At 68.2% G+C, this 12,796-nt stretch carries 11 protein-coding genes; 3 read left to right on the top strand and 8 right to left on the bottom strand.

Translation table 11 applies throughout. The features are described from left to right. Positions 1-59: 59 nt before the first annotated feature. A complete protein-coding gene (locus tag ISO16_RS16525; RefSeq protein WP_230304372.1) occupies positions 60-1,310 on the top strand; it encodes an LAGLIDADG family homing endonuclease in 1,251 nt (416 codons plus the stop codon). A 517-nt stretch (positions 1,311-1,827) separates the two neighbouring features. Here ISO16_RS16525 and ISO16_RS16520 read toward each other — a convergent pair. Next, the gene (locus ISO16_RS16520; RefSeq protein WP_139310926.1) at positions 1,828-1,968 is read right to left on the bottom strand and encodes an aromatic acid/H+ symport family MFS transporter; all 141 of its coding nucleotides are present in this window, start codon (positions 1,966-1,968) and stop codon (positions 1,828-1,830) included. A gap of 74 nt (positions 1,969-2,042) precedes the next feature. On the opposite strand from ISO16_RS16520, the gene ISO16_RS16515 reads away from it, so the two are divergent. Next, entirely contained in the window at positions 2,043-3,671 is a 1,629-nt protein-coding gene (locus ISO16_RS16515; protein ID WP_072634899.1) for an IS1634 family transposase, read from the top strand. Here ISO16_RS16515 and ISO16_RS16510 read toward each other — a convergent pair. The 3 genes from ISO16_RS16510 to ISO16_RS16500 all read right to left on the bottom strand — a co-directional run bounded on the left by ISO16_RS16510 (position 3,648) and on the right by ISO16_RS16500 (position 6,297). Next, entirely contained in the window at positions 3,648-4,946 is a 1,299-nt protein-coding gene (locus ISO16_RS16510; RefSeq protein WP_072636684.1) for an MFS transporter, read from the bottom strand. The genes ISO16_RS16515 and ISO16_RS16510 overlap by 24 nt on opposite strands. Positions 4,947-5,261: 315 nt before the next feature. Next, positions 5,262-5,678 carry a TIGR03618 family F420-dependent PPOX class oxidoreductase gene (locus ISO16_RS16505; RefSeq protein ID WP_029546701.1) on the bottom strand — a complete coding sequence of 139 codons (417 nt, stop codon included), beginning with the start codon at positions 5,676-5,678 and terminating at the stop codon, positions 5,262-5,264. Between the two features lie 58 nt (positions 5,679-5,736). After that, on the bottom strand, positions 5,737-6,297 hold the full coding sequence (locus ISO16_RS16500; RefSeq protein ID WP_072636683.1) for a dihydrofolate reductase family protein: 561 nt from the start codon (positions 6,295-6,297) through the stop codon (positions 5,737-5,739). A gap of 197 nt (positions 6,298-6,494) precedes the next feature. Between ISO16_RS16500 and ISO16_RS16495 the strand changes: the two genes are divergently transcribed. Then, positions 6,495-8,252 (top strand): cutinase family protein, encoded by a 1,758-nt coding sequence (locus ISO16_RS16495; RefSeq protein WP_072636682.1) that lies wholly within the window; start codon positions 6,495-6,497, stop codon positions 8,250-8,252. On the opposite strand, the gene ISO16_RS16490 is transcribed toward ISO16_RS16495, so the two are convergent. From ISO16_RS16490 to ISO16_RS16475, 4 genes are all read right to left on the bottom strand, one after another. Next, on the bottom strand, positions 8,243-8,914 hold the full coding sequence (locus tag ISO16_RS16490; protein WP_072636681.1) for a hypothetical protein: 672 nt from the start codon (positions 8,912-8,914) through the stop codon (positions 8,243-8,245). The genes ISO16_RS16495 and ISO16_RS16490 overlap by 10 nt on opposite strands. 81 nt (positions 8,915-8,995) lie before the next feature. Next, positions 8,996-9,424 (bottom strand): CBS domain-containing protein, encoded by a 429-nt coding sequence (locus ISO16_RS16485; RefSeq protein ID WP_029546697.1) that lies wholly within the window; start codon positions 9,422-9,424, stop codon positions 8,996-8,998. 138 nt (positions 9,425-9,562) lie between these two features. Next, positions 9,563-11,524, bottom strand: coding sequence for a gamma-glutamyltransferase family protein (locus ISO16_RS16480; protein ID WP_072636685.1), 1,962 nt, complete (start codon positions 11,522-11,524; stop codon positions 9,563-9,565). A 169-nt stretch (positions 11,525-11,693) separates the two neighbouring features. Continuing rightward, entirely contained in the window at positions 11,694-12,737 is a 1,044-nt protein-coding gene (locus tag ISO16_RS16475; RefSeq protein WP_072636680.1) for a YeiH family protein, read from the bottom strand. Positions 12,738-12,796: the final 59 nt, after the last annotated feature.

Genomic DNA, 12,796 nt, shown 5'->3' with positions numbered 1-12,796 from the left:
AACATATGTTTGGGGGGCGTATGGGTGGGCAGATGATCCGAGGCGACAGGTCTACTGGAATGCCTGCGGCAGAACAGGATAGCCTTCTCGAGAGTGATGAAACCGGGGTGGTGCGCTGGCTTGGCTCCGAATCGCGAATTGTTTCGTCTCAGAAGGGTGCGAGTTCTGCTGTCACGTCGCTCTCGGACGGATCAGGCATCGGCTGCGTGTGGTCCTTGGACGAGCGGATGCGATTCGTTCCGAAGCAGATCGAGCCGCTCGCGCAATGCACGAAGCGTCGCACGCTTGTGGTAACGCTTGCCTCGGGGCGGCAATTAGCGGCTGTAGCCGGTCAAGCCCTTCTCAAGGTTGAGGGCTGGGTTGCCATCGAAAAGTTGGATATAGGGAGTCGGATCGCGATCCCTCGTCGAATCCCGGAGCCGGACGACGTACAGTCGATGCCGGCGGCTGAGGTGATCCTACTGGCCCATATGATCGGTGACGGATCTTGCATCAAGAGGCAGCCGGTTCGGTACGCGAGCATCGACGAACAGAATCTAGCGGCAGTCGTTGCGGCGGCGGAACACTTCGGTGTGACCGCAGTGCGGGATGAGTATCCAGTAGCGCGATGTGTCACATTGCGGCTGCGCTCTCCTGAGCGATTGACCCACGGTAAACGGAATCCGATCGCCGCCTGGCTCGACGGACTGGGCTTGTTTGGTCTGCGCAGTTATGAGAAGTTCGTTCCTGCGAAAGTGTTCGCACTGCCCAATACGCAGGTCGCACTGTTCGTTCGACATCTGTGGGCGACCGACGGATCTGTGCGGTGGGATGCCAAAGGGCATCAGGCTCGTGTCTACTACGCAACAACGAGTCAGCGCCTCGCCGACGACCTCGTTCAGCTGCTGCTCCGTCTCGGGGTGCACGGTCGTGTCAAGCGAGTACCCAAGTCGGGCTATCGGGATTGCTACCACGTGACGATTGACGGCGCAGAAAATCAACGGCTCTTCCTGCAGGATATCGGAGTGCACGGTCAGCGCGGCGACCATGCACGTCGTGTTCTGGAGGAACTGGCAACCGTCGCGCCGAATACCAATGTCGACACTGTCCCGAGAGAAGTGTGGACGGTGGTGCGACAGTCGCTGACTCGAACGGGCATGACACATCGAGGCTTCGCCGCAGCCATGAATACGCAGTTTTGCGGATCGACAATGTGGAAGCACTCGCCAAGCCGGCGCGACTGGCACGGATCGCGTCAGTCCTCGACGATCCGGGACTCGCCCTACTTGCGGGAAGTGACGTTTTCTGGGATCGAATCGTCGGATGCGTAGACGTCGGCATGCAGGATGCGCTCGCGGTGAGAACCACTGATCCCATCAACCTTGTTGCCAACGGAGTCTGCACAACTCCCGGTGACTGAACAATTCGAGTACCCAGCACCGAAGTCGCAGGAAACCCACGTGCCGGTACTCCCCTGCACAAGGATTGGATCAACGGGGGTAGTGGAGGCACTGCAAGCTGTCAAGGTTGGAAAGCCGACGGGGAATACCGGAACACTGGTCATCGAGATTTCGCGGTGTTCGAGGTGGCGCGATCGGTGATCGCAAGCGAGCTCGAGAACATTGCTGTGTGGTGCGCGCCTATCGGTTCGAGGATCAGAGGCGACAAGCACTCACGATCGTCCGTGTGTTCTTGCCTTGTACGGGGGCCGTGTGGTGGCGGACGGATTTCATCCGCCACCACACTTGGCTGACCTTTGATGCGGTCGGGTAAGGACCGGACGTCGGCCCCAGTCGCCCCGCTGGCCCCGCACGCCCGGACCTCGAACCAGCAATCCGTGTCGACGCGCTACCGCACCGGCCGGCTCGTCGACAGCGCGAGGGCGCCGAGTACGCCGACGGCGGCGAAGGCGTAGAAGCCCCAGGGGTAGGCGACGCCGGCCTGCAGCACCCGAGTTGGCTCACGTTTCCGGGATGAACAGCGGCTCACGTCTGTGACCTGCAGTTTCTCGTCGGGATCGGTCTGATTTCACGCACTAACGGCGCTGGTTCTAGGCTCGGCAGGTGGCGTTTGTCAGGAAGGTGCGCACCAAATCCGGGGCCACGGCCGTGCAGATCGCCCGATATGTGGGCGGCCGGCAGGAGATCGTCAAGCACATCGGTTCCGCACATACCGACGTCGAACTCGGCATGCTTCTCGAACGCGCTCGGGCCTGGCTCGAACCCGATCAGCAGGTTCTCGATCTGGGCGTCACCCCGCAGGTTCCGGTCGAAAAGCCCCTGGCCGGCGGCCAGAGCGCACTTTTCGACCCTGCTCAGCGAACTTCGCAGGTGGACGCGCCGGGGCGCACCGAATCGACCGGGTCGGTGCTGCTGCGCCAGGTGCTGACCGATGTGTACGACCAGCTCGGGTTCGGGATCGTCGACGATGCGGTCTTCCGCGATCTGGTGATCGCCCGCATCGTCGAGCCCGGCTCGAAACTCGACGCCGGTCGCGTCCTGAAGGACCTCGGGGCCGATCCGCCGAGCTACGCCACGATCAAACGCCACCTGGGGCAGATCAATACCGGCAGATACCGGGATCGCATCGCCGAGCAGTGTTTCGAGTATGCCGCCGAAACCGGTGGTTTGAGCCTGTTGTTGTACGACGTGACGACCTTGTACTTCGAAGCAGAAAAGGAAGATGACCTGCGCAAAGTCGGGTACTCGAAGGAACGGCGGGTCGACCCGCAGATCGTGGTGGGGTTGCTTGTGGACAGAACCGGTTTCCCGCTGGAGATCGGATGCTACGAGGGCAATTCGGCCGAAACCCGCACGATCGTGCCGATCGTACGGCAGTTCCAGGCCCGCCACGACCTCGACGGGGTCGAGATGGTCGTGGCCGCTGACGCCGGGATGCTGTCCGCCGCCAACCTCGCAGCGTTGGACGAGGCCGGACTGAAGTTCATCGTCGGCTCCCGTACCACGAAGGCGCCCGGTGATCTTGCATCGCACTTCCATTGGAATGGAAACGTTTTCACCGATGGCCAGATCATCGACACCATCACTCCGCGGCACGGCCGCTCCGTGGTCAACAATCCCCGGCGACGGGCCGAGCCAATCTGGAACGCGACAGCGCATCCGAACGCGTGGCGGGCGATCTGGCAGTACTCACGCAGCCGCGCCGGCCGGGACGAGAAGACCCTCAATGCCCAGGAGGCCCGTGCCCGGGCGGTGGTCGACGGGGACACGGTTCCGAAGTCCACGCGGTTCGTGACGGTGACCGCGAAGGGCCGGCGACTGGACACCGCCTCGCTCGAGCGGGCACGGATGCTCGTCGGCCTGAAAGGTTACGTCACCAATCTCCCTGCCCCATTGATGGATCCGCGTGAAATCATCGCGAAGTACCACGAGTTGTGGCACGTCGAGCAGTCGTTTCGGATGTCGAAGACGGATCTGCGGGCCCGGCCGATCTTCCATCGCACCCGCGATGCGATCGAGGCGCACCTGACCGTGGTGTTCGCGGCGTTGGCCGTTTCCCGGGTGGTGCAGGAACGCAGTGGCCTCGCGATCGGCAAGGTCGTCAAGCTGCTGCGACCGTTGCGGTCGGCGACCATCGCGATCAACGGCACCCGACACACGTTCCCACCGCAGGTCGACGCCGACCTACAAGCACTGCTCGACCGGATTTCAGGATCTGGACTCACGCACTAACAAAATGAGCCAACTCGGGTAGAAGCCCCAGGGGTAGGCGACGCCGGCCTGCAGCAGCGCGCCGCCGAGGATCGGACCGCAGATCGCGCCGATGCGGCCCACGCCGGCGGACCAGCCGAGCGCCGTGGCGCGTGCCTCGGCCGGGTAGGCCGCGCTCGTGAAGGCGTAGACGAGTACCTGGGAGCTGAAGACGAAGCACCCGGCGAGGAACACCAGCACGTAGACGCCGTAGGCGAGGTTGATGCTGAGCGTGGCGAGGAACAGCGCGGCGAGCGTGAACCATGCGATGCCCGCGGTGCGGGCACCGATCCGGTCGGCGACGCGGCCGGCGACGAGCAGGCCCGCGACGGCACCGGCGTTGAGCACGAGCAGCAGCGACAGCGACGCACCGAGGTCGTATCCGGCTTCCCGCATGATCGTCGGCAGCCAGGTGTTGAGGCCGTAGACCAGGAGCAGGCCCATGAATGAGGTGACCCAGATGGACACGCTGGTGCGCAGCAGCTGCGGCGAGAACAGAGTCCGCACCGGCGATCCCGGTTTCGAGGTCTTCGCGACATCCGCGGGGCGGTCGGTGTCCGACGGCACCGTGGTCACATCGATGGGCGGAAGTCCGTAGTCGGCGGCGATGCGCTCGGCTTCGTCGTGCCGGCCTCGCACCGACAGGTAGGCCGGCGACTCGGGCAGGTAGCGGATCATCAGCGGGACGAGGACGAACGCCGGCAGGGTGCCCGCGATGAACATCGAACGCCACCCCGAACTTTCGAGCAGGACGAGGGCCAGCAGCGCGGTCGCCACGGCGCCGACGTGATAGCCGGTCATGACGGTCGTCGACGCGGATCCCTTTTTGCCGGGCATGAATTCGGCGACGATCGCCAACGCGGTGGGCAGTGCGCCGCCGAGCCCGAGACCCGCGAGGAAGCGCAGGCCGCCGAGCATCTCCGGCGAGGTCGCGAAAGCACACGCGAGTGTCAGCACCGAGAAGGCGGTGACGGAGAAGATGAGGGTGCGTCGCCGGCCGAGGACGTCGGTGAGGGTGCCGATAGCCAGGGCTCCGAGTGTCATGCCGACCAGGCTGGCGGTCGAGATGACCGTGAGGCCGCCTGCGTCGAGGTTCCAGTCTGGGTAGTCCAGCAACGCCGGATTCACCGCGCCGAGAACGACGAGGTCGAAGCCGTCGAGAAGTACCGCGACCCAACACAGCGCGACGACGAGACTCGCGGAGCGGGTTGTGTGTCGGGGCGCCTGGGCGGCGGTCCGATCCGAGCTTGTTCGCATAGTGCACACCTGTTCGTAACCGAGTGATCGTTCGGATTGTGACTGCGCGCGCCGCGATACGTCAACTCGGCCGCGGCGCGGGGTCGACCGCGAAAGTTGATCAGGCAGAATCTATTTCACTCAGCGAAAACGGCCATTGTGCTTACGGTCCGGGGATGGTGGGGGTCGGGATCCGCTCTGGCCGAAAATTCACGCGCCGCACCGGAATTTGCTGCGGCAGTTCAGCGCGCGAATTCCGGTGCGGCGTGCGGATCACGGTAGACGGTCACCGTCGCGCCGGGGCGGCCCGGGAACCGATCGTTCGAGTGTTGTGGCTCAGGTTCCGGTGTCCGAGGGATGTCGGAACGGGAGGTCCTGCAGGTGAACTCGCTCGGGTTCGATGAGCGACACGATCGCTGAGCGCATGGGGAAGTCGCTGCCGATGTAGCGGTTGCTCATTCGGTCCATGATCGCGACCGCTTCGTCGCCTTCGAGTTCCTCGACAACCCGGCCGCGGACGACGACCGACCGATACGGGTTGTGCTCATCGCAGACCGACACGGCGACGCGCCCGTCACGGCGCAGATTGGCGACCTTCCGGTTCTCCTGAGCGGAGAATATCGCCAAGTGATCACCTTCGACCGCGATCCACACAGGGGAGACGTGCGGCGAGCCGTCGGGCATGAGCGTCGCGACGTGCGCCATGTTCCGCGCCCCGAGCAGAGCCCGCACGTCGCCGGACAGATCGGCCATGCCCGGTAGCCTACTCGCGCCGACGACGGTGCCGAGGCTGTTTGCCGCCGCAGGGGAATCAGCCCGCCGCGTAGCGGGAGAAGGTGATGCCGGAACGGAAGGCGTTCGCTGCGAGCAGGCGCAGCCGCGGCAACGCGAATCCGTCCGGAAACAACCGGCGTCCGCGGCCCTGCACGACGGGATGGACGAACAGCCGGTATTCGTCCACGAGTCCGGCCTCGATCAGGGCGTGGCACAGCGAGATGCTGCCGGTGACCACGATGTCCCGGCCCATGCGCGCCTTCAGGGCGCGTATCGCGGCCAGAGGCTCGGCGGAGAGGACGGTGGTGTGCTGCCACTGCGGATCCGTCACGGTCGAGGACACCACGTACTTCTGCACCTGGTCGAGATACGCGGAGATGCCCGTGGGATCGTCGGTCCGCCCCGGCCAGTAGCCCCGGAAGTCCTCGAACGTCCGTCGGCCGAGCACCAGCGCGTCGGACTCGCTGTCCTGCCGGTGCAGTTCCGCCAGCTGATCCGAATTGTCCACCTCCGCCTGACCCTGGGGGTCGAACCAGTCCCCCAGCATCTCGATCGAACCGTCGAGGGTGACGTTCTGGGTGATGGCAAGTGTCCGCAACGGGTCCCTCCTTCCGACGTGATGCCCGTGTCGCTCCGCCTACGGGATACCGACCGCCCGGGCGCTGGGAACTCATCGCGACCACGCCTACGACGCGGACATGTAACACGATTGCCGTCTCGAACGACTTTCCGACCGACGCGTCGACACCACAATCAGGATCGTCGGCACGGACCGACTTCGGATGGGGATTGACCATGGCACTTGACTGGGCGGTGCGAAACAAGCGGATTGTCGCGGCTGCGGTGGCACCCGTGGCGCTGGGCGCGGCGGCGGTGGTCGCCGTCGCTGTCTCGGAACCGTCGGCTCCGTCGACGGCCCCGACGACGCTGACCGCCTCGGTCACCGAGTGCCACGACATGGTCAGCATCGCGGTCGGCGGGCGCAACGACAGTCCCCGCCCCGGCACCCACGCGATGCTCCTCGACGCCGACGGGAACCCCCTGCCGGCCGCATCGTCCACCGACTTCAGCAGCCCCTGGGTCGACGAGGTCGTGAACGCGCCGCGGGACGACGTGCCCGAGGGTTCCTACTCCGCCGTGTACGTCGAGTACCCGGCGAACATGTCGTCGTACGACGACGCCGTCGAGGCCGGCGTGGACAACGCCGAGACCGTGATGCAGGCGATCCGCCAGGCATGCCCCGACACGAAGTTCGCCGTCGTCGGGTACAGCGAGGGCGCCGACGTTGCGCGCCGCGTGGCGATGGAGATCGGCAACCAGGAAAGCGCCGAGGACGGGTCGTACGAGATCGTCGATCCGGATTCGGTCGTGGGTGTGGTCATCCTGGCCGACGCCGGGCGCACGGCGGGTGAGGGGCCGTTCCCCGGCGCGGAGGACGAGTTCCGCAACCCGGACGGATTCGACCTCGCCTACCAGTCGGGCCGGAACAGCGCGTCGGGCAGCGGTTCGCTGCCGGGCACCGCGGGGAGCTTCGGGGCGCTGGACGGCAAGGTGGCGTCGTTCTGCTCGGAGGGCGACCTGACCTGCTCCGCTCCGGAGAACATCGCCCTGCTGCAGCTCGCGGTGAACGTAGGACGGCAGTTGAACGTCGACGCGCTCGAGCGCGACGGGCTCACCCCGGAGACCGCGCTGGACGTCGCCACGGTCCTCGGGCGGATCGCCATGGCTGCGTTCGCCGACATCCAGTCGCAGGAGAACTGGATGCAGAGCGACGAGACCTTCCTCGACGTCCTCATCAAGGTGTCGGATCCGTCCTACGAACCGGCCGTCCGCGACGTCGCCTCGACCGGCACGGACGGCGAGATCACCTCGGGTGAGCTGATCGACCTGACCTATCTGCCCGCGAAGCTGCGCAACGAGGTCATCGGATTCATCGCCGACAACGAGAACACCCTCGAGGTGGCGCTGAGCGATCCGTACCAGCAAACCCTCGGTCCGGACACCGGGCACCACTTCGACTACTGGCGCGATTCCGACCCCGAGAACGGAAAGCCCCTGACGTCCGCGCAGTACGCGGCGGCATGGCTGACCCATCTGGCGAAGCAGGCCGAGAGCGGCGAGCTCGACAAGGCCGAGGCCGAGTCGACCGCTCCGCAGCTCGTCGTCTCGTCGAAGCCGATCGATCCGGCGCCGCTCCCGCCGACGACGGACGGCGACGTGGAGAAGGCCGCCGCCGGGGCCACCACGACCACGCCGACGACCACGTCGTCGACCCCGACGTCGCCGACTCGGGCCGCGGCCTCCTCGTCGGCTTCGCCGGCACCGGTGCCGCCCGTCCCGGCTGCGGCCCCGGCTCCCTCGCCCGCGGCCCCGGCCCCCTCGCCCGCAGCGCCGTCCCCGCTGCCGGCCGTGGAGCCCCTGCCTGCCGTGGAGCCGCTGCCGACCGTCGAGCCGACGACCGTCGCCCCGACGACCGCGGAGTCGAGTGCCCCCGGGACCACGACGCCGGCCGCAACCACCACCCCGACGACCACGCCGGTGCCTCAGCCGTAGGCCGGCTGAGGGCTCGCCTCGCGGATCGCCCTGGCCCTGGTCGTCGCCGCGACGACCAGGGCCGCCGCGGCGAAGGCGGGCAGCGGATGGCCGAGCAGGGTCGCGACGGCGAGGTCGGCGGCCACCGCGCCGGTCGCCATGGCGAAGACCCACGGCGGCGCGGCGGGCAGCTTCGCCTTCCCGGCCGACCACGGGGTGCGGCCCCACGGTTTCGCGACCGACAACCACGCCTGGAACGCGAGGGCGCTGATCATCAGAGCGGTGCCCGCGATCATCGGTCCCGCCGGTCCGGACGTGCCGTCGCGGGCGGCGGCCACCGAGCCGTTCAGGCCCGCCGACAGCAGGAGGATCCCCAGGTTCACCTGGACCACGGTGAGGACGAACTTGATCGCCACCCACCGGTAGCGCAGGAATCCCCACGGCGTCGCCGCCGCGAGGAGAAAGCCCGTGAACGCCGACGCGTTGGCCAGCGGAGCGAGCAGCGTGCCGTCGAGGTGCTGCGCCATGGTCGTGCCGGCCACCCGCACGGCGGGATCCACCGCGGTGCGGCTCAGCGTCAACAGGACGAGCAGCGCGAGGGCCTGGCCCATCCATCCCACGGACGTGACCACGTGCAGCCACACCGTCGCCTGCCGCCACCGCTGCCCCGGACGCTTCGCCATATGGTCCACTGTCGTCCGGCAGGCGCCGCAGGGTAATCCGGGATCACCCGGAGAATCCCCCTGAAATCCGGTGCCCCGGGTTCAGCCGTGCTCGATGTACGACTCGAGTTGGTCGCGTTCGCACTGCAGTTCGTCGATCCGGCTCTTCACGATGTCACCGATGCTGACGATGCCTACCAGGTGGCCGTCCACCACGACGGGCAGGTGCCGGATCCGGCGTTCGGTCATGGTCTCGGCCAGGCTGTTCACCGTGTCGGTGGGCAGGCACGTGGACACCGTCGTGCTCATGATGTCCCGGACACGGGCGTCGAGCAGGGCGGGACCGTGCTGGTGGAGCCGGCGCACGACGTCGCGTTCGGAGACGATGCCGATCACGGCGTCGCCCTCCACCACGACGAGGGCGCCCACGTTGTGGCGGGCGAGTTCACCGATCATCTCGTCGACCGAGAGGTCCGGATCGACCGTGGCCACGACCGGCCCCTTGTTCCGCAGCACGTCCGCGATCCGCATCCGGGCACCCCGATCCATCCGCTCCCAGTCATCCGCCGTGACGGCGATCGATGGTTGTCGATCTTATTCCTGCAGGTCGACGAGACCCCGTGTGGTTATCCAGTCGTGACTCGATGGGACGGACCGCGCGTCGGATCGTTATCCGGTGGCGTCGCCCATCACCGCGCCCTCGCGACGGGGGTCCGCTCCGCCGACCCATCCCGACTCGTCCCGGCGGAGCGCACTCAGTCCGCTGGACTGTGGGAGCACCGCCACCTGATGGCCTCGCGCGCGCAGCTCGGCCACCAGCGGATCGCGTGCGCCGTCGTCGCTGCCGTCGATCGCCGGATGCTCGCCCCCGACCCCGGTGACCGGGGTGTTTGCCGCGCCGAACGCTACCGCCGACACCGCCTGCTGCGGGTCCAGGCCCCAGTCGAGCATCCCGACGAGCGTCTTGACCACGTACTGGATGATGACGGAACCGCCCGGCGAACCGACGACGATGCGCAGGTCGCCGCGGCTGCCGTCGGGATTGCGATCGAAGACGAGCGTCGGCGCCATCGAACTGCGCGGTCGCTTGCCCGGTTCGACGCGGTTGGCCACCGGCACCCCGGCCTTGTCCACGGGTTCGGCGGCGAAGTCCGTCAGCTGGTTGTTCAGCAGAAAGCCGTCGACCATGTGGAACGACCCGAACGCCGATTCGATCGTCGTGGTCATCGAGGCCACGTTGCCGTATTCGTCGGCGATGGAGATGTGGCTGGTGCCGTGTTCGCGGTCCTGTGGTGGGGTGCCCAGGGGCACCGGCCCGAAGTCGCCGGGTTGTGCCGTGCCCATGCTCCGGCCCGGGTCGATGAGGCCCGCACGCCCGCGCAGGTAGTCGTCGTCGAGCAGCGTCTGCGGCGAATTGCCGGGCAGGGGAACGAAGTCCGAGTCCGCCACATACTTGTCGCGGTCCGCGTACGCGAGGCGCTCGGCCTCGGAGATCAGGTGCACGGCGTCGGCGGTCGGCTCGCCACCGTTCTCGTCGACGTCGGTCGGTCCCAGCGCGGACAGGTCGAAGTTCCCGAGGATGCCCATCGTCGCCGCCACCGCGATCCCGCCCGAGGACGGGTTCGGCATGCCACAGACCTCGTGCGCCCGATAGGGCGTGCAGAGGGGGGTGCGCTTCTTCACCTCGTAGCCGGCGAGGTCGTCGACCGTCATCGTCCCGGGGGTGCGGCCGCCTGCCTCGGTGGTGGTGGCGTCGACGATGTCCCGGGCGAGGGCTCCGGTGTAGAAGGCGTCGGCGCCGCCGGACGCGATGGCGCCGAGCGTCTTCGCCATGGCCGGGTTGACCAGGACGGTGCCCGCGGTCTTGGGCGTGCCGTCGGGGTTCAGGAAGTACGCCCGCGCCTCGTCGTCGACGGCGAGGTCGGGTGCCGAGTCGGCGATCGACTCGGCCATCCGGTCGCTGATCACCACCCCGTCGTCGGCGAGGGAGATGGCCGGGTCGAACAACCGGGCCCACTCCGTGCCCCCGTGTTCGTGGTGCACCTCCTCGAGCAGGCGCACCACTCCGGGCACCCCGATCGAGCGGCCGCTGGCCCGGGCGTCGGGCCGGGGCGCGGTGCGGTCGGTGTCGCTGATCCAGCGCAGGTAGTTCTCGGTGGCCGACATCGGTGCCGTCTCCCGGCCGTCGTACGCCTGCACCTGCCCGGTCTCCGCGTCGTAGTAGAGCAGGAAGGCGCCGCCGCCGATCCCCGACGACTGGGGCTCCACGAGCCCGAGCACCGTCTGCGCGACGACCAGCGCGTCGGCGACGGTGCCGCCGTCGCGCAGCACCTTGCACGCCGCCTCCGTCGAGACCGGGTTGGCAGTGGACACCGCGTACGACGCGGTCGTCACCGCCGTCATGTCGTCGCGGTAGCCGGTGGCGACCTCGGGGTTGGTGGCCAGGTCCCTTTCGGACGCCGACGGGGCGGGCGGGGCGGCGGACAGCGGGGTGCCGTTGGGGACGTGGATGCATTCGGCGGTCCCCGACGAGTCGTCACCGGCCGACGTGCAGGCGCCGAGCAGCGCGACGGACAGTGCCGCGGCGATCGCGACGCGGATCGTGGAGCCCACCTTCGCCACCGGTGTCATCTCGCCGACGGTAACAGCGGCCACCGGTGCCCGAAGTGCTTCCCGCGAGATCCGTTTCGGCCGGGCCGTCGTGCCGGGCCACCGCGTCCAGCCGCGAACCTTCCGGTCACCCGCGTGCGGCACGACTGTTGTGTATGCCCGATCGGCGCGCGGCTGTGGAGCGTATCCGCTATCCCAGCAGCACAATTCCGGTGAGGGCGATCGCCGAGACCCACACCGTGGATGCGGCGGCGAGCGCGAAGGGCCGCCATCCCACGCCCCGCAGGACGTCGATGCGTACGGCGGTGCCGAGCGCGAACATGGCGGCGGTGAGCAGCGCCGTCTGCGCGATCCGGGCGACGTCCAGTGCCGGGTCGGGGAGCAGGCCGGTGGCGCGCAGGGCCACGCAGCCGAGGAAGCCGAGCAGGAACAGCGGCACCAGCGGGGGCCGCCGCATTTCGGTCTGTTCGCGGCTGCGGCGGCGGGACACCGCGCCGATCCAGGCGACCACGGGCGCGAGCATCGCGACCCGGGCGAGCTTCACGGTCACGGCCACCGCAAGGGCGCTCGCGCCCAGCGCCCCCGCGTTGCCGGCGTCCACGGCTTCCCCCGCGGCGACGACCTGCGCCACCTCGTGGATCGCGGCGCCGGCCCACATGCCGGCCTGGGTGGTGTCGAGTCCCAGCGCGGAGGCCGCGAGCGGCAGGCCGGGGATCATGGCGGTGCCGAAGACGACCACCAGTGCGACGGCGGTGACCACGTGCTGCTTGCGGGCGTCGACGACCCCGTCCACCGCGGCGACGGCGGCGGCGCCGCAGATCGAGAAGCCGCAGGCGACGAGCAGGCGCTGGGTCCAGTCGAGCCCGAGGATCCTGCCCAGTGCCATCGTTCCGGCGATGCCGCCGATCACCACGGCCACGACGAGGCCGAGCACGCCCCAGCCGAGGGCGAGCACGTCGGTGACGAGGAGTTGCAGACCGAGGAGGGCGACCCCGATCCGGAGCAACCGGCGCGAGGCCACGGCCAGGCCGGGTTCGGTGGACGCCGGGAGCGAGGTCGTGTTGGCCAGGAGTGCGCCGAGGACGATGGCGATCAGCAGGGGGCTGATGCCCCCGGCGAGCCGGGCGGCGACGAGGGCCGCCGCTGCCGCCGCAGCACAGACGGCGAGTCCCGGAAGCGGAGCGCGCAGGCGTACCGCGGCCGGAGCCGAGAGCGTCTGGAGAGAAGTGGCCATGGTCTCCACCCTGGCGGGTGGCGCGCGTCGCGGATAGACGGTATTTCGGCATCACCTCA

It is taken from the genome of Rhodococcus sp. M8, assembly GCF_015654185.1.
Lineage (GTDB): Bacteria > Actinomycetota > Actinomycetes > Mycobacteriales > Mycobacteriaceae > Rhodococcus > Rhodococcus aetherivorans.
The sequence above is the reverse complement of the archived record's forward strand: the minus strand, read 5'-3'. Positions and strand labels throughout refer to the sequence as shown.

Coding starts and splice junctions, on each gene's coding strand:
- ISO16_RS16510 (WP_072636684.1), bottom strand. CDS start 4,946: ATGCGAACAAGCTCGGATCGGACCGCCGCCCAGGCGCCCCGACACACA.
- ISO16_RS16480 (WP_072636685.1), bottom strand. CDS start 11,524: ATGACACCGGTGGCGAAGGTGGGCTCCACGATCCGCGTCGCGATCGCC.
- ISO16_RS16490 (WP_072636681.1), bottom strand. CDS start 8,914: ATGGCGAAGCGTCCGGGGCAGCGGTGGCGGCAGGCGACGGTGTGGCTG.
- ISO16_RS16485 (WP_029546697.1), bottom strand. CDS start 9,424: ATGCGGATCGCGGACGTGCTGCGGAACAAGGGGCCGGTCGTGGCCACG.
- ISO16_RS16495 (WP_072636682.1), top strand. CDS start 6,495: ATGGCACTTGACTGGGCGGTGCGAAACAAGCGGATTGTCGCGGCTGCG.
- ISO16_RS16525 (WP_230304372.1), top strand. CDS start 60: ATGCCTGCGGCAGAACAGGATAGCCTTCTCGAGAGTGATGAAACCGGG.
- ISO16_RS16475 (WP_072636680.1), bottom strand. CDS start 12,737: ATGGCCACTTCTCTCCAGACGCTCTCGGCTCCGGCCGCGGTACGCCTG.
- ISO16_RS16505 (WP_029546701.1), bottom strand. CDS start 5,678: ATGGCCGATCTGTCCGGCGACGTGCGGGCTCTGCTCGGGGCGCGGAAC.